At 68.3% G+C, this 15,405-nt stretch carries 19 protein-coding genes; 7 read left to right on the top strand and 12 right to left on the bottom strand.

The annotated features are described in order from the left end of the window. Nucleotides 1-37: 37 nt before the first annotated feature. Nucleotides 38-1,075 (top strand): aminoglycoside phosphotransferase family protein, encoded by a 1,038-nt coding sequence (locus tag ABD017_RS11705; RefSeq protein ID WP_343882924.1) that lies wholly within the window; start codon nucleotides 38-40, stop codon nucleotides 1,073-1,075. Beyond that, nucleotides 1,072-1,767, top strand: a complete 696-nt coding sequence (gene murU, locus ABD017_RS11710) for an N-acetylmuramate alpha-1-phosphate uridylyltransferase MurU (RefSeq protein ID WP_343882925.1) — start codon at nucleotides 1,072-1,074, stop codon at nucleotides 1,765-1,767. The genes ABD017_RS11705 and murU overlap by 4 nt, the downstream gene beginning before the upstream one ends. A gap of 155 nt (nucleotides 1,768-1,922) precedes the next feature. Here the strand turns inward: murU and ABD017_RS11715 are convergent, their stop codons facing one another. Then, complete coding sequence (locus tag ABD017_RS11715) at nucleotides 1,923-2,408, bottom strand: FKBP-type peptidyl-prolyl cis-trans isomerase (RefSeq protein ID WP_343882926.1); 486 nt, start codon at nucleotides 2,406-2,408, stop codon at nucleotides 1,923-1,925. A 322-nt stretch (nucleotides 2,409-2,730) separates the two neighbouring features. Here ABD017_RS11715 and ABD017_RS11720 point away from each other — a divergent pair, with 322 nt between their 5' ends. Together ABD017_RS11720 and ABD017_RS11725 are read left to right on the top strand one after the other, a co-directional pair. Then, complete coding sequence (locus ABD017_RS11720) at nucleotides 2,731-3,453, top strand: methyltransferase domain-containing protein (protein ID WP_343882927.1); 723 nt, start codon at nucleotides 2,731-2,733, stop codon at nucleotides 3,451-3,453. A gap of 77 nt (nucleotides 3,454-3,530) precedes the next feature. Continuing rightward, entirely contained in the window at nucleotides 3,531-4,844 is a 1,314-nt protein-coding gene (locus ABD017_RS11725) for a DEAD/DEAH box helicase (protein WP_343882928.1), read from the top strand. A gap of 76 nt (nucleotides 4,845-4,920) precedes the next feature. On the opposite strand, the gene fghA is transcribed toward ABD017_RS11725, so the two are convergent. Then, nucleotides 4,921-5,775 (bottom strand): S-formylglutathione hydrolase, encoded by an 855-nt coding sequence (gene fghA, locus ABD017_RS11730; protein ID WP_343882929.1) that lies wholly within the window; start codon nucleotides 5,773-5,775, stop codon nucleotides 4,921-4,923. Between the two features lie 158 nt (nucleotides 5,776-5,933). Here fghA and ABD017_RS11735 point away from each other — a divergent pair, with 158 nt between their 5' ends. Then, the gene (locus ABD017_RS11735; RefSeq protein WP_343882930.1) at nucleotides 5,934-7,760 is read left to right on the top strand and encodes a DEAD/DEAH box helicase; all 1,827 of its coding nucleotides are present in this window, start codon (nucleotides 5,934-5,936) and stop codon (nucleotides 7,758-7,760) included. Nucleotides 7,761-7,851: 91 nt separating this feature from the next. Here ABD017_RS11735 and ABD017_RS11740 read toward each other — a convergent pair whose 3' ends face one another. The 6 genes from ABD017_RS11740 to ypfJ all read right to left on the bottom strand — a co-directional run bounded on the left by ABD017_RS11740 (nucleotide 7,852) and on the right by ypfJ (nucleotide 11,793). Beyond that, complete coding sequence (locus ABD017_RS11740) at nucleotides 7,852-8,238, bottom strand: YkgJ family cysteine cluster protein (protein ID WP_343882931.1); 387 nt, start codon at nucleotides 8,236-8,238, stop codon at nucleotides 7,852-7,854. A 77-nt stretch (nucleotides 8,239-8,315) separates the two neighbouring features. Next, nucleotides 8,316-9,407 (bottom strand): ACR3 family arsenite efflux transporter, encoded by a 1,092-nt coding sequence (gene arsB, locus ABD017_RS11745; RefSeq protein ID WP_343882932.1) that lies wholly within the window; start codon nucleotides 9,405-9,407, stop codon nucleotides 8,316-8,318. Further along, nucleotides 9,404-9,907, bottom strand: coding sequence for an arsenate reductase ArsC (locus ABD017_RS11750; RefSeq protein ID WP_343882933.1), 504 nt, complete (start codon nucleotides 9,905-9,907; stop codon nucleotides 9,404-9,406). Before ABD017_RS11750 ends, arsB begins: the two co-directional genes overlap by 4 nt. Next, the gene (locus tag ABD017_RS11755) at nucleotides 9,907-10,377 is read right to left on the bottom strand and encodes an ArsI/CadI family heavy metal resistance metalloenzyme (RefSeq protein ID WP_343882934.1); all 471 of its coding nucleotides are present in this window, start codon (nucleotides 10,375-10,377) and stop codon (nucleotides 9,907-9,909) included. The genes ABD017_RS11750 and ABD017_RS11755 overlap by 1 nt, the downstream gene beginning before the upstream one ends. Continuing rightward, nucleotides 10,374-10,715 carry an ArsR/SmtB family transcription factor gene (locus ABD017_RS11760; protein ID WP_343882935.1) on the bottom strand — a complete coding sequence of 114 codons (342 nt, stop codon included), beginning with the start codon at nucleotides 10,713-10,715 and terminating at the stop codon, nucleotides 10,374-10,376. Before ABD017_RS11760 ends, ABD017_RS11755 begins: the two co-directional genes overlap by 4 nt. Nucleotides 10,716-10,938: 223 nt before the next feature. After that, a complete protein-coding gene (gene ypfJ / locus ABD017_RS11765; protein WP_343882936.1) occupies nucleotides 10,939-11,793 on the bottom strand; it encodes a KPN_02809 family neutral zinc metallopeptidase in 855 nt (284 codons plus the stop codon). 128 nt (nucleotides 11,794-11,921) lie between these two features. On the opposite strand from ypfJ, the gene ABD017_RS11770 reads away from it, so the two are divergent. After that, nucleotides 11,922-12,314 (top strand): MAPEG family protein, encoded by a 393-nt coding sequence (locus ABD017_RS11770; protein ID WP_343882937.1) that lies wholly within the window; start codon nucleotides 11,922-11,924, stop codon nucleotides 12,312-12,314. Then, on the top strand, nucleotides 12,314-13,156 hold the full coding sequence (locus ABD017_RS11775) for a CPBP family intramembrane glutamic endopeptidase (protein ID WP_343882938.1): 843 nt from the start codon (nucleotides 12,314-12,316) through the stop codon (nucleotides 13,154-13,156). Before ABD017_RS11770 ends, ABD017_RS11775 begins: the two co-directional genes overlap by 1 nt. On the opposite strand, the gene ABD017_RS11780 is transcribed toward ABD017_RS11775, so the two are convergent. The 4 genes from ABD017_RS11780 to rsfS all read right to left on the bottom strand — a co-directional run bounded on the left by ABD017_RS11780 (nucleotide 13,140) and on the right by rsfS (nucleotide 15,382). Next, the gene (locus tag ABD017_RS11780) at nucleotides 13,140-13,706 is read right to left on the bottom strand and encodes a Maf family protein (protein WP_343882939.1); all 567 of its coding nucleotides are present in this window, start codon (nucleotides 13,704-13,706) and stop codon (nucleotides 13,140-13,142) included. The genes ABD017_RS11775 and ABD017_RS11780 overlap by 17 nt on opposite strands. A 4-nt stretch (nucleotides 13,707-13,710) precedes the next feature. Beyond that, nucleotides 13,711-14,160: a GNAT family N-acetyltransferase gene (locus tag ABD017_RS11785; protein WP_343882940.1), complete on the bottom strand. Its 450-nt coding sequence runs from the start codon at nucleotides 14,158-14,160 to the stop codon at nucleotides 13,711-13,713. Between the two features lie 141 nt (nucleotides 14,161-14,301). Beyond that, the gene (gene rlmH, locus ABD017_RS11790; protein WP_343882941.1) at nucleotides 14,302-14,772 is read right to left on the bottom strand and encodes a 23S rRNA (pseudouridine(1915)-N(3))-methyltransferase RlmH; all 471 of its coding nucleotides are present in this window, start codon (nucleotides 14,770-14,772) and stop codon (nucleotides 14,302-14,304) included. Nucleotides 14,773-14,992: 220 nt separating this feature from the next. After that, nucleotides 14,993-15,382 carry a ribosome silencing factor gene (gene rsfS / locus ABD017_RS11795; RefSeq protein WP_343882942.1) on the bottom strand — a complete coding sequence of 130 codons (390 nt, stop codon included), beginning with the start codon at nucleotides 15,380-15,382 and terminating at the stop codon, nucleotides 14,993-14,995. Between the last annotated feature and the right edge of the window lie 23 nt (nucleotides 15,383-15,405).

Consider the following 15,405-nt stretch of genomic DNA (forward strand, 5'->3'; position numbering starts at 1 on the left):
AACCCTTGCGCGCCCACCTTCCATCCGACCCCGCGCGATGACACCGGACCGCGCCGCCAGCCGCCTGGCCTGGGCCCGCGAGGCGCTCGGCGAGCCCGCGCTGACGCTGGAGCCCGCCTCGTCCGACGCCAGCTTCCGCAGCTACTGGCGAACCCGCCATGCGGGGCAGAGCTGGATCGTGATGGATTCGCCGCCGGCGCTGGAAGACCCCGCGCCGTGGCTGGCCATCGGCACCCGCCTGGCCGCCGCCGGCCTGCATGTGCCCGCCGTACGCGCACAGGATCTGCAGCAGGGTTTTCTGCTGATCGAGGATCTGGGTTCGCAGCTCTACCTGCCCGCGCTGAACGATGCCACGGTCGACGCCCTGTACGGCGATGCGCTGCGCGCGCTGCTGCACATGCAGCGCGACGTGGATACCGAGGGCATGCCGCGCTACACCCGCGACTTCCTGCTGCGCGAGCTGGAACTCATGCCCGAATGGTTTCTGCGCCGGCATCTGGGCCACACGCCCACCTGCGCGGAATGGGACGTGCTGGAGGCCGGCTTCACCACGCTGCTGCACAACGCGCTGGCGCAGCCGCAAGGCTTCGTGCATCGCGACTACCACAGCCGCAACCTGCTGATCGTGCCACGCGACCAGCCGCAGAACATCGCCACGCGTTGGCCCAACCCCGGCATCATCGATTACCAGGGCGCGCTGATCGGCCCGATCACCTACGACCTCGCCTCGCTGCTGCGCGACTGCTATATCGCGTGGGATCGCCAGCGGGTGGAAGCGTGGGCGGACGGCTATCGGCTGCAGCTGCAGACCGCCCAGTTGATCGACGGCGCGGTCGATCGCGGCCAGTTCCTGCGCTGGTTCGACCTGACCGGATTGCAACGCCACATCAAGGTGCTCGGCATCTTCTGCCGCCTCTGCTACCGCGACGGCAAACCCGGCTACCTCGACGACCTGCCGCGCGTCTACGCCTACGTCATCGACGTCGCCACGCGATACCCCGAGCTGGCCAGCCTTGCCGCGCTGCTGCAGCGCTGCGTGGGGACGCGCGACCTGCGCCAGGTGGCGGCCGCATGAGGCACGCACTGATCTTCGCTGCCGGCCGCGGCGAGCGCATGCGGCCGCTCACCGACACCACGCCCAAGCCGCTGCTGCCGGTGGGCGGCAAACCGCTGATCGTCTGGCACCTGGAAAAGCTGGCGGCCGCCGGCGTGAACTACGTGGTGATCAACACCTCGCACCTGGCCGACCAATTCCCCGCGGCGCTGGGCGACGGTTCGCGCTGGGGCCTGCGCATCCGCTACGCGTACGAAGGCGAGCAACCGCTGGAAACCGGCGGTGGCATGCTCAACGCGCTGCCGCTGCTGGGCGACGCACCCTTCATCGCGATCAGTGGCGATATCTGGAGCGACGCCGATTTCACCGCCTTGCCACCCGAACCCACCGGTCTCGCCCACCTGTTGCTGGTGGACAACCCGCCCCACCACCCCGACGGCGATTTCGCGCTGGATGCACAAGGACTGGTGCACGACACCGGCACGCCGCGGCTGACCTTCAGCGGCATCGGCGTCTACCGTGCGCAGTTGCTGCAAGGCTGGCGCGACGTGGTGGGCCCAGGCGAGGTCAGCCCGCCGCGTTTCAAGCTGGCCTTGCTGCTGCGTGCGGCGATGGCCGCCGATGCGATCAGCGGCAGCCATTTCCGGGGCCAATGGACCGATGTGGGTACACCGCAGCGGCTGGCCGAGCTGAAGCACGCCCAGAACCTGTAGGAGCGGCTTCAGCCGCGACCCGAGGCTACGGTGATGCCCCGGTCGCGACTGAAGTCGCTCCTACAACGAGGGCTTCGGGGAGGTGGGGGTTCTGTATGGCCACGAAAAACGGCACCGCGAGGTGCCGTTTTTTCGTTTCAGCCGTCGCTCGAGGCTCAGTGCGCCGGCGCGTCCGGCGCGTGGGCGTGGCCGTGCTTCAGCTCGTCCTCGGTGGGTTCGCGCACTTCGCTGATGCTCACGTCGAAATGCAGGGTCTGACCAGCCATCGGGTGGTTCATGTCCACGTCGATCGTGCTCATGCCCACCTTGTGCACGGTGACCGCGCGCTGGCCGCCTTCCTTCATCCGCAGCACAGTGACGTCGCCCGGCTTGAGGCGGTTGGCCTGCGGCACGTACTTCTTCGACAGGCGCTGCACCTGGCCTTCCTGGCGCTCGCCGTAGCCTTCCTCGGGCGACACGTCCACCGCCAGCGTCTCGCCGGCCTCGTGGCCTTCCAGCGCCTTTTCCAGGCCCGGAATCAGCTGGCCGTGGCCCAGCAATACCCACAACTGCTGATCGCGATCGCGCGAGCTTTCCACCGCCTCGCCGTTCACCGTGAGGGTGTAGTGGAACGCGATGACCTTGTCCTTGCCAGCCTTCATAGCCTGTCTCGTCGATGGGAACAAACCGCGAAGTCTATCTCACTCATGCCCTGTCGAAACCCACGCCGTACGGTTCGGACCCGGCCAGGTCGGCAACACCGGCGAAGCCGGCCAGGAAGGCATGGCATCCTCGTGGTCAAATTCGCGCAGGGCGAGAATATCGACATGAGCGATATCTGCGGGACGAGGCGGCTCGCTTTTGTCACGCCGCGGCGTGAATGGCGGTGATCGTCACCTGTCCGTCACGCCGTACCCGGAGATTGCATCGCGCCACATCGGCCGCCGCGGCGGTTGCCGGCCCGTCCCCTTCATGGAGAGAACCATGGCGCTCGACCGCGCAACGCGAAACGGTATCGCCCGCCACTACGCCCACCGCGGCCATCGCTGGCATGCGCGCTGGAAGCTGGCCTGCGACCCCGCCTACGCCGCCGTCGCCGAGCTGGTTGGCGACCGGTCGCTGCCGGTGCTGGACATCGGCTGCGGCATCGGCCTGCTGGGTCAGTACCTGCACGCCGAACACGCCGCGACGCGCTACATCGGCGTGGACCACGACCCACGCAAGATCGCCGCGGCGCGCGAAGCGGCGACGGCCGCCGGGCTGGACGGCGACATGGACTTTCGTGACTCCGATGCCGCCACGCTGCCGCCGGTGCATGGCCATGTGGTGATGCTGGACGTGCTGCACTACCTGCCCGCCGCCCGGCAACAGGCGCTGCTTCGGGCGGCCCTCGCGCACCTGGCGCCCGAGGGCACGCTGGTCATCCGCAATGTGCTGCGCGAGCCCAACTGGCGCTTTCACGCCACCCGGGTGGAGGAGTTCTTCCTGCGCGTGTCGGGCTGGATTCCCGGCGGCGCCCAGCATTACCCACGGGCGCAGGAACTGGGCGCGCCGCTGCGCCAGGCCGGGCTGGACGTGCAGGTGAGCTCCTTGCGCGGGCGCACGCCATACAACAGCTACCTGCTGGTGGCGCGTTTTTCGGAGGCGCGCACAAAAACGCGCGTGGATGGCTCCGAGCAGGTATACTCAGCGGCGCAATCCCCCTGATTGCTGCGGCATCCCCGCCCTTTCCCCCCTTGGTCCGCAACACGGTATGAACACTCCGGGTTGCTCAGGAGTGTTACATGTCTTTTGATTCGCTGGGCCTCGCGCCCGCGTTGTTGCGTGCGCTCGCCGACTACGGCTACACGCAGGCCACCCCGATCCAGGCCGCCGCCATTCCCGCCGCGCTGGCAGGCCACGACCTGCTCGCCGCCGCCCAGACCGGCACCGGCAAGACCGCCGCGTTCGCGCTGCCGCTGCTGCAGAAACTTTCCACCAGCGGCCAGACCATGACCCGCCGGCCGCGCGCGTTGATCCTCACCCCCACCCGCGAGCTGGCCGCGCAGATCCACGACAACATGCGCAGCTACGGCAAGCACATCCACGTCAGCGCCACCACCATCTTCGGCGGCGTCGGCATGGGGCCGCAGGTCAATGCGCTGCGCCGTGGCGTTGACGTGGTCATCGCCACCCCCGGCCGGCTGATGGACCACATGCAGCAACGCACGCTGGACCTGTCCGCGGTGGAGACGCTGGTGCTGGACGAAGCCGACCGCATGCTGGACATGGGCTTCCTGCCCGCGCTGAAGCGCATCCTCGCCGCGGTGCCGAAGCGCCGCCAGACGTTGCTGTTCTCGGCCACCTTCGCGCCGGCGATCAAGACGCTGGCGATGGAGTTCATGCACAACCCGAAGGAGATTTCGGTCTCCGCGCCGAACACCGTCACCACCCTGGTCAGCCACCAGGTGCATCCGGTGGATGCCTCGCGCAAACGCGACCTGCTGCTGCACGTGCTGTCGCAGGACAGCCGCCGCCAGACCCTGGTGTTCAGCCGCACCAAGCACGGCGCCGACAAGCTGGTGACATACCTCAACGCCTCGGGCCTGCGCAGCGCCGCGATCCACGGCAACAAGAGCCAGAACGCCCGTACCCGCGCGCTCAGCGATTTCAAGAGCGGCCGCGTCACCGTGCTGGTGGCCACCGACATCGCCGCCCGCGGCATCGATATCGAGCAGTTGCCGATCGTGATCAATTACGACCTGCCCGCGGTGGCCGAAGACTACGTGCACCGCATCGGCCGCACCGGTCGCGCCGGCATGGAAGGCCTGGCGCTGTCGCTGGTGAGCCACGACGAGAGCGGCCTGCTGTACGACATCCGCAAGCTGCTCAAGCAGGACATCGCGATCACCGCGGTGGCCGGCTACGAGCCCTCCGCGCCGCTGCGCATCGATGCCGGCGCACCGCGTCCGAAGCAGGGCGGCGGCCAGCGCCAGCCGCGCCAGGGCAAGTCCTTTGGCGCGGCCCGTCCGAACGGCTTTGCCGCGCAAGGCCGCGGCGAGCATGCCGCCGGCAACCAGCGTCGTCGCTCCAGCCATCGGCCTGCCGCGAAAGCCTGACCGTAAACCTGTGGGAGCGGCTTCAGCCGCGACCGCCCTTCCATCCAACCGCAGAGCGTCGCGGCTGAAGCCGCTCCTACATGGTTTGCCAAGCCAACGCCTTGGCGTGGTGGCGCAGGTGATCGTCGATGAAGCTGGCGATGAACCAGTAGCTGTGGTCGTAGCCGGCGTGCCGGCGCAGCAGCAGCGACTGGCCGGCTTCGGCGCAGGCCTGGTCGAACAGCTCGGGTTTCAGCTGGGCTTCCAGGAATGCGTCGGCCTCGCCCTGGTCGATCAGGATGGTGCCGGGAAAGGTCTGCCGCCGCACCAGTTCGCAGGCGTCGTAACCGGCCCAGGCGGCCGGGTCGTCGCCCAGGTAGCGCGGCAGCGCCTTGCGTCCCCACGGCACCTGGCTGGGCGCCACGATGGGGGCGAAGGCGGACACCGAGCGGTAACGCCCGGGATGTTTCAAGGCGATGGTCAGCGCGCCGTGGCCGCCCATGGAATGGCCGCAGATGCCGCTGCGTGTGGTGTCCGCGGGAAAATTCGCGGCGATCAACGCGGGCAGTTCATCGACCACGTAGCTGTGCATGCGGAAGCGTGACGACCACGGCGCTTCGGTGGCATCGACGTAGAAACCCGCGCCCTCGCCGAACTCCCAGTCGCCGGTGGCACCGTCGAAACCGGTATCGCGCGGACTGGTGTCGGGCATCACCAGGATCAGCCCCAGCTCGGCCGCCAGCCGCTGCGCGCCGGCCTTGATGGTGGCGGTTTCCTCGGTGCAGGTGAGCCCGGCCAGGAAGTACAGCACCGGGCAGGCGCGTTGTTCGGCCTGCGGCGGCAGATAGACCGCCAGACGCATCGGCCCGCCACAGGCCGTCGAGGTGTGGCGGTAAAACCCCTGCACACCGCCGTGACAGCGGTGGCGGGACATTGTTTCAAGCGTGCTCATCGTGATTCCTGTGGGTCGCGCGATGTGCCGAGCATATCCGCGCGAGGCTGAAGCACCCGTTCAGCCCGCGCCCGCAACGCGGCGCCGGCCGGCCTGATAGAATGGCCGGCTTGCGCGCCGCTTCTCCGACGCTGCTTCCTGTTTCCTGAGGTACCCCCATGTCATCCCCCGTTTCCGACAACGCCCCGGTTTCGTCCGGTTTCGGCGCACTCGCGCTGCATCCCGACGTTCTGCGCGTGCTGGCCGATGTCGGCTATGAATCGCCCTCGCCGATCCAGGCGGCCACCATCCCGCCTCTGCTGGATGGGCGCGACGTGCTGGGCCAGGCGCAGACCGGCACCGGCAAGACCGCGGCGTTCGCGCTGCCGATCCTGTCGCGCATCGAGCGCAAGCCCGGCAAGCCGCAGGCGCTGGTGCTGGCGCCCACGCGCGAGCTGGCGATCCAGGTGGCCGAGGCGTTCCAGCGCTACGCCGCGCACATCCCCGGTTTCCAGGTGCTGCCGATCTACGGCGGCCAGAGCTACGGCCCGCAGCTGCATGCGCTCAAGCGTGGCGTGCACGTGGTGGTGGGCACGCCCGGGCGCGTGATCGATCACCTGGACAAGGGCACGCTCGATCTCTCCGAGCTTCGTTTCCTGGTGCTGGACGAGGCCGACGAAATGCTGCGCATGGGCTTCATCGACGACGTCGAGAAAGTGCTGCAGGCCACCCCGCCCGAGCGCCAGGTGGCGCTGTTCTCGGCCACCATGCCGCCGCAGATCCGCAAGATCGCGCAGCGCCACCTGAAGGAGCCGACCGAGGTCACGATCAAGTCCTCGACCACCACCGCCGCCAACATCCATCAGCGCTACTGGTTCGTCAGCGGCATGCACAAGCTCGATGCGCTGACCCGCATCCTGGAGGCAGAACCCTTCGACGCGATGATCATCTTCGCGCGCACCAAGCAGGCCACCGAGGAGCTGGCCGAGAAGCTGCAGGCACGCGGCCTGGCCGCCGCCGCGATCAACGGCGACATCGCCCAGGCACAGCGCGAGCGGGTGATCCAGCAACTGAAGGACGGCAAGCTCGACATCCTGGTCGCCACCGACGTGGCCGCGCGCGGGCTGGACGTGGAGCGCATCAGCCACGTGCTGAACTACGACATCCCCTACGACACCGAAAGCTACGTGCATCGCATCGGCCGCACCGGTCGGGCCGGGCGCAACGGCGAGGCGATCCTGTTCGTCAGTCCGCGCGAGCGCGGCATGCTGCACGCGATCGAGCGCGCCACGCGCCAGCCGATCGAGCAGATGCAGCTGCCGTCGGTGGAAGTGGTCAACGACGTGCGCATCGGCAAGTTCAAGCAGCGCATCACTGACACCCTGGCCGTCGGCGAACTGGGCGAATTCCAGAAGCTGATCGAGCAGTACGAGCAGGACTACAACGTGCCGGCGATCGAGATCGCTGCCGCGCTCGCGCGCATCGCCCAGGGCGACCAGCCGCTGCTGCTGGCGCCACCGCCCAAGCGCGAGAAGTACGAGCCGGCCACGCGCGAGCGCGGCACGCGCAGCACCGAGCGCCACCCGGCCTCCGAGCGCGACGGCGCCCGGCCGGCGCGCGAGCCGCGCGAATTCACCCATCGCCCGGTGCGCGCCCACGCCACCGAGCAGGGCAAGCGCACCTACCGCATCGAGGTGGGCCACGAGCACGGCGTGAAGCCGGGCAACATCATCGGCGCCATCGCCAACGAGGCCGGCCTGGACAGCCAGTACATCGGCCGGCTCAGCATCCGCGACCACTACAGCCTGATCGACCTGCCCGAAGGCATGCCGCCGGAAGTGTTCGATCACCTGAAGAAAGTGTGGGTGGTGCAGCAGCAGCTGCGCATCCACGAATGGGATGGCAACGACACCGCGTCCAACCATGCGCCAGCGGCGCGCAAGCCGGGCGGCTACAGGAAACCCGGCGGCTTCAAGCCCGGCGGCAAGCCGCCGCACCGGCGGTAATCGGAGCCACGTAGGAGCGCACCCTGTGCGCGATGCCTTTGTCGCAACGTGAAGGAGAGCATCGCGCCCAGGGTGCGCTCCTACACGGGTTTCAGGCGCTTTGCGGCAGCGGCGGCGTGCCGGAAGTGGAAGGATCCAGCCAGTCCTGCGGCGTCAGCACCGGCAACCCGTGGGCCCGCCTCGCCTTGTCGCACTGCGGGCTGACCGCACCGAATTCCCACGATGGCGCCACCTCGCGGCACACCGACGGCCGCTGCGGATAGATGCCGCAATGCGCCGCCTCGCCCACCGTGCCCTGCAACGCGGTGCAGCGCGGCGCGGCGGCGTTGGTGCCGCGCATGGCCAGCCGGTGCGGGTCCAGTTTTTCGGTGAGTTCGGCCGGTACCACGCCACCGAGAAATGGCTCGGCTTCCGACCAGTGAAACGCCACGCGGAAGTATGCGCAGCAGGCGCCGCAACGCAGGCAGGGATGTTCCATCGAACGAACCAGAACGCACCCCGAGGCGCGCAGCGGACGCATTCTAGAACCTGCCGCACCCGTGTGGTGTAGCCCGGCTAGGCTCGATTCCCGTCGCTGCCCGCAACCGCCAGCGATCCGCGCGCAAACCAGCCATCCGTCCGGTTCACGATGCGCACCACCGACAGCATCACCGGCACTTCGACCAGCACCCCCACCACCGTCGCCAGCGCGGCGCCGGAGCTCAGGCCGAACAGACTGATGGCGGCGGCGACGGCCAGCTCGAAGAAATTGCTGGCGCCGATGAGCGCGGCAGGTCCGGCGACGCAGTGCGGCACCTTCAGCCAGCGGCTGAGGCCGTAGGCGATGCCGGCGTTGAGATAGACCTGGATGATGATCGGGATGGCGAGCAAGGCGATGACCAGCGGCTGCGCCAGGATCGCCTCGCCCTGGAAACCGAACAGCAATACCAGCGTGGCAAGCAGGGCGACAGTCGACAGCGGATCCATGCGTTTCAGCGTCGCGTCCAGGGCCGCGTGCCCGCCGCCGCGCAACAGCCAGGCGCGCCACGATTGCGCGACCACCACCGGCACCACGATGTACAGCAGCACCGACAACAACAGCGTGCCCCACGGCACATGGATCGAGGCCACGCCCAGCAGCAGCGCCACGATCGGCGCAAACGCGACCACCATGATGGTGTCGTTGAGCGCCACCTGTGCCAGCGTGAAATTCGGCTCGCCACCACACAGCCGCGACCACACGAACACCATCGCGGTGCATGGCGCGGCCGCCAGCAGGATCAACCCGGCGATGTACGAATCATGCTGGTCGACCGGCAGCCAACCGGCAAACACATGCCGCACGAACAGCCAGCCCAGCAATGCCATCGAGAACGGCTTGATCGCCCAGTTCACCAGCAAGGTGACGCCGATGCCGCGCAGCTGATGGCGCACGCCGGCCAGCTGCGCAAAATCGACCTTGAGCAGCATCGGCACGATCATCAGCCACACCAACCCGGCCACCGGCAGGTTGATGTGCTGGATTTCCGCGTGTGCCAGGGCCGCGAACACCCCGGGCACCCCGTGTCCGAGCGCAATGCCGACCACGATGCACAACGCGACCCATGCGCTGAGGTACCGGGCGAAGCGGCCGATTGGCGCAGGCGCGGCGAGCGCGGCCTTGCTCATGCGGATTCCACCTGGCCGATCTCACGCAAGGCCCGCTGCAGCGCTGGGCGATCGAGGGCTTCCAGCGGCAGCGCCAGCAATCGCTCGACCCGCTGGCGCAGCATCGCCCAGGCCGACTGGAATGCACTCCTGCGCTGCACATCGGGGCCTTCCACCCCGGCCGGATCGGGTACGCCCCAATGCGCGGTCACCGGCTGGCCGGGCCAGATCGGACAGACCTCGCCGGCGGCGTTGTCGCAAACGGTGATGACGATGTCGATCGCCGGCGCATCCGGCCCCGCGAACTCGTCCCAGGACTTGCTGCGCAACGGCGCCGCGTAGCCGAACGCGCGCGCCAGCTCCGCCGCGATCGGCTGGACCGTGCCGCTGGGGAAACTGCCGGCGCTGAAGGCCTGGAAGCGGCCCTCGCTCAGCACATTGAGCAAGGCTTCGGCCATCACGCTGCGGGCAGAATTGCCGGTGCAGAGGAACAACACATTGATCGGCAGGCGCGTGGCCATCAGCAGCAACCCTCGCCCGCATTCGGGCCGCAGCCGGCGGCCATGGGTTTCGTGGTTGCCGGACCGCAGCACGTGGCGCCGGTTTCGTCCGGCGCACCGGTGTACGTGGTGGCCTCGCCATGCGTGTGGAAACTCTCCCAGCGCACACCCTGCGGGTCCTCGGCCCAGAACTTGTCGGAATGGGCGTAGCAGCAGGTGGTGCCTTTTTCCACCAGCGCCACCGCATCGGCTGCCTGCAGGCGTGCGCCGATGGCGGCCAGCTCGGCAGGATCACCCGCTTGCAGGCCCAGGTGATCGATGCCGGGCTGGCGGCCGCGCTGCGAGATCGCGAAGTTGACACCTGGATCATCGAGCATCCACTTGGCGTAATCGGGCCGCGTCACGGTCGGCGCCGTGCCGAACAACGTGGTGTAGAAGCGGACGCTGTCGTCCAGCCGCGCGACGTTGAGATGCACGTGGAAGCGTTTCATGATTTTTTCCGTTTGGGTTTGCATGTCGTGGTCGTGCAGCCGGCGGCAGCCGCCGAACCCACGCAACAGTTTTCGGTGAGGAAGCCAAGCAAGCCGTTCATCTGCGCGTAGCGCGCGCGGCACTGGATGACGCGGCCGCGGCGCTCGTCGTCCACCATGCCGGCACGACGCAGCACGTGCAGATGACTGGTCAGGGTCGCGCCGGCAACGCCGGTCGCGGCCGCGAGCTCACCGACCGAGAGGCCTTCGTCGCCCGCCTCCACCAGCAGACGGAACAGCTTCAGGCGATGCTCCTGGGCGAGCGCCGCGAGGCAGGCGAGGGCCTCTTTTGATTTCATATTTCTAAAATTATAGAAATGATGGAAAGCCGTCAACCGCGGACCGAAAGGCCGCAAGGCCGGCATTCGCGATTTGCTGATGCTGTGCAGCACCGCCCACGGGCGGGCGCATGCCTGCAGGCATGCGCAACTTGCGCGGGCGACTTCAGTCCATAGGCATTCTGGAACGCCGCGGCGAAAGGCATCGCGGCTGAAGCCGCTCCCACGGGGCTGCCGCCGACGTTCAGAGCGTCCCGGCGAACGTGTCGCACTGGTCCATGTCGCCGCTGTCGAAGCCGGTCTTGAACCAGTGCACCCGCTGCGCCGAGGTGCCGTGGGTGAACGTGTCCGGGCGCACGCGGCCCTGCGCCTGCTGCTGCAAGGTGTCGTCGCCGATGTGGCTGGCGGCGTTCAACGCCTCCTCGATGTCGCCCGGCTGCAGCCACTGCAGGCGTTGCTGGCTGTGGTTGGCCCACACGCCCGCGTAGCAGTCGGCCTGCAGCTCCTGCCGCACCGAAAGGCCGCTGGCGCCTTCCATCGGCGCGCCGCGACGGCGCGCGGCGTCGGTGCGGGCGAACACGCCGGTGAGGTTTTGCACGTGATGGCCCACCTCGTGCGCTATCACGTAGGCGCGGGCGAAATCGCCGGACGATTGCAGTTCGTCCTGCAGCTGCTGGAAAAAGGCCAGGTCGAGATAGACCTTCTGGTCGCCCGGGCAATAGAACGGCCCCACCGCGGTGGTGGCGCCGCCGCAGGCCGTGTTCACGCCGCCGCTGAAGATGTGCAGTTTCGGCTCGACGTAGGTGGCGCCGTGGGCCTGGAAGATCGCGCCCCAGGTCTGCTCGGTGGAATGCAGGATGGCGCTGACGAACGCCTTCTGCTCAGGGTCGACCTCGGTGGGTACGCTGCTCTGGGTGCCGCTGTCGAGCGCTGCGCCGCCCTGGTCCAGCAGCGCCATCGGGTTCTTGAAGAAGATCCAGCCGAGCAGGGCCAGCACCACCAGGCCGCCCAGGCCAAGGCCGCGCCCGCCGCCGAAACGCGGACCACCACCGCTGCCGATTTCGATGTTGTTGCTGCTGCCGCCTCTGCGCCAATCCATGAGAAACCTCGTTGAGCGATGCTGCGCCGGAATACGCACGGCGAAGATAGCGACTGCCGGATGATCGCGCCATGCACGCATGCCGACGCGGACGTTACAGTAAGGGCCACTTTCCGAGGACGCTGCCCATGACCCACCTGCCCGCGCTGGTCACCCTGCTCACCGTACTGCTGCTGTGCGGCACCATGTTCGTCGTCGGCCGGATGCGCATGCGTCACGGCATCAAGGCGCCCGCGACCAGCGGCCATCCGGCGTTCGACCGCGCCTATCGCGTGCAGATGAATACGCTGGAAGGCACGGTGATGTTCCTGCCCGTGCTGTGGCTGGCGGCCAGCTACGGTTTCAGTGGCTGGGCCGGCATCGCAGGCCTGGTCTGGCTGGTGGGACGCGTGTGGTACGCGTGGAGCTACATGCGCGAACCCGCGTCACGCGAAAAAGGTTTCGCGGTCGCCATGCTGGCCTGGCTGGCCGTGCTGGCGATGGCCGCCGTCGGCGTGTGCCGCGCGCTGATGCTGGGCTGATGCAAGCAACGCCGGACGCGACGCCGCCCTTGCCGCCATCACGCCTGTCGCCGGCGCCCGGCGTACGGGCGCCGGGTCTGCTGACGGCGCTCGGTCTCATCGTGCTGTATTTCCTGCTGCAGGCCACGGTGGGCGCCTTGATCGCCTTCGCGCTCGGGCTGTGGATCGGCCTGCGCGCCGGGCTGCAGCATCTGGCCTACGACGCCAAGACCATCGGCCACCAGGTGCAGGTCATGCTGGCGCAACCGGACGCGCGTGCGGTGATGGTCATGCTGGTGCTGTGCGTGGCAGCCGGCTCGATGCTGTGGCTGACGCATCGCCGATGGCCGCGGCTGTGGTCGCTGGCGTCGCCACCGGGTTTCGCCGTGGCGCGGCCGGCGCAACCGCTGTTCTACCTGCTGGCCATCGTGATCGGTCTGGCCGCGCCGGTGCTGGGCGGCTGGCTGACCCAGTGGCTGGCGCACGGCCACAAGGTGCCGCAGGATATCCAGCAGGTGGGCGCGGAGGCGGCGTTGCCGCTGCGGGTGGCGTTGATGGCCGTCGTGGTGACGGTGGGCCCGCTGGTGGAGGAGTTGCTCTTTCGCGGCGTGCTGCTCTCGGCGTTGCTGCGGCGGCTGCCGGCGGGCTGGGCCGTCGCCGCGTGCTCGCTGCTGTTTGCGCTGGTGCACCTGCCGGACCTGGGTTTCCTGTGGTACGCGCTGCCCGGCCTGGCGCTGCTGGCGGCGGCGCTGGCCTGGTTGCGCCTGCGCACGGGCTCGATCTGGCCGGCGGTGCTGGCGCATGGCGCCAACAACCTGGTGGCGGTGGCGGCGTGGTTCCTGGCGGTCAAGCCGGCGGCATGATGCCGAAGCCGCGCAACAGCCGCGCGGTCTCGAACAACGGCAGGCCCATCACGCCCGAATAGCTGCCTTCGAGGTGTTCGATCAAGGCCGCGCCTCGGCCCTGGATGGCATACGCGCCGGCCTTGCCGAACGGCTCGCCGGTGGCCACATAGACGGCTATATCGTTTTCGTCCAGCGCGGCGAAACGCACCTGCGATACGCAGACGGCGCATTCCTCGCGCCCCGCACCCAGCGCCCAAACTGCCGAGATCACCGCATGCGTACGCCCGCTCAGGCGACGCAGCATGGCCGCCGCATCGGCCGCGTCGCGCGGCTTGCCGAACACGTCGTCGCCCAGCACCACTTCGGTATCCGCACCCAGCACCACGTCGTGCGGACGCACCCTGGCACCCGCGACCGCCTTGTCGCGCGCCACGCGACTTACGTAGGCCAGCGGCGTCTCGCCGATCGCGCGCCGCTCGGGCACGTCGACATCCAGCACGTCGAACGCTGCGCCCAGCTGCTGCAGCAATTGATGCCGGCGCGGCGATTTCGAGGCCAGACAGAGCACCGGGTCAGAGCGCCAGGTGGTATTCGCAGAACTGCTGCTCGCGCTGCCAGCCCAGCGAGGCATACAGCGCCTGCGCCGAAGCGTTGTCGCGCGCGGTGGACAGCGACAGGCTGGCCGCGCCCAGCGCGCGGGCGTGGTCGGCGGCGGCGGTCAGCAAGGCGGCGGCCACGCCCTGGCGGCGTGCGCGCAGCAGGACGAACACATCGTTGAGCAGGTACGTGCGCACCGTGCGCACCGACGAAAACAGCGGGTAGAGCTGCACGAAACCCACGCCTTCGCGCTGCTCGTCCAGCGCCAGCAGGATCAGCGACTCATGATGGCGAAAGCGCTCGGCCAGGAATTCGCGCGCCCGCGGCACGTCGCCGGGCTGGGCATAGAACTGGCGGTACTCGTCGAACAGCGGCGCCAGCGTATCGAGGTGGTGGATGGTGGCCTGGAAGATATGGAAGGACATTGAAAGTGATTTCGGGATTCGGGATGACCAGACATTCGTCTGTGGAGAGCCGGGATTCGGGAGCATACCTTCACGCACGGCGGTTTTTGCCTTTGCTGTTGCCTTTACCATTCCCCATTCCCGATTCCCCACTCCCGGCACTCAAGCCCGATGATACGGATGCCCCGCCATGATCGTGGTGGCCCGATACAACTGCTCGGCGAGCACCAGCCGCACCAGCATGTGCGGCAAGGTCAGCGGGCCCAGCGACCAGGCCTGGTCGGCGCGGGCCAGCACCTGCGGCGCGTGGCCGTCGGGGCCGCCGATCAGGAAGGCCAGGTCACGCCCGGCCATGCGCCATTGCGCCAGCTGTGCGGCCAGCGTTTCGCTGGACCACGGCTTGCCGCCGCCATCCAGCGCGATCACATGGGTATCGCGCGGCAGCGCGGCGAGAATCGCGGCGCCTTCATCGTGCATGGCCCGCGCATCGTCGCGACCCTTGCCGCGCGTGCCGGGTTTCAGCTCCAGCAGTTCCAGCGGCAGCTCGTGCGACAGGCGCTTGCGGTATTCGGCAAAGCCCTCGGCCACCCAGCCGGGCATGCGCTCCCCGACGGCGATGATGCGCGCGCGCATCATTCGCCCCTATGAATTAAAAACGCGCGCAGCGCCGCCATCGCCTCCTCTCCCCTTGGGGAGAGGATTGAGGAGAGGGTGCCGGGCTTACCGGAAAATCCAGCGGAGCGGCTCTTCGCTTCGTGGCTGGCCTGTCGCAGGAGCGCCCCCTCTCCCCAGCCCTCTCCCCGCAGGGGAGAGGGAGAAAAAACGCGCAGGGCAGAGGAACGACGTTGCAAGTTCACCCGGCCTGCGCCGCCTCGCTTTCATCCTCATCGCGGTCACCCACCGTCCACAGCCGCTCCAGGCCGTAGAACTCGCGGATGCGCGGCAGCATCACATGCACGATCACATCGCCCAGATCCACCAGCACCCATTCACCCTCGGCCTCGCCTTCCACACCCAGCGGGTGCACACCCGCCTTCTTGGCGAATTTCAGGACTTCGTCGGCGATGGATTTGACGTGGCGGGCGGAGGTGCCGGAGGCGATCACCAGCAGGTCGGCGATGGAGGTCTTGCCGCGGACGTCGATCTCGCGCACGTCCTTGGCTTTCAGTTCGTCGAGCGCGTCGACGACGGATTGGCGCAGGGTGGCCGTGGTGACGGCCTTGTTGGTGCGGGCAGTACTCAAATGGGAGAGCCTCGATGGCGGTA

The organism is Rhodanobacter caeni, assembly GCF_039523575.1.
GTDB classification, from domain to species: Bacteria; Pseudomonadota; Gammaproteobacteria; order Xanthomonadales; family Rhodanobacteraceae; genus Rhodanobacter; species Rhodanobacter caeni.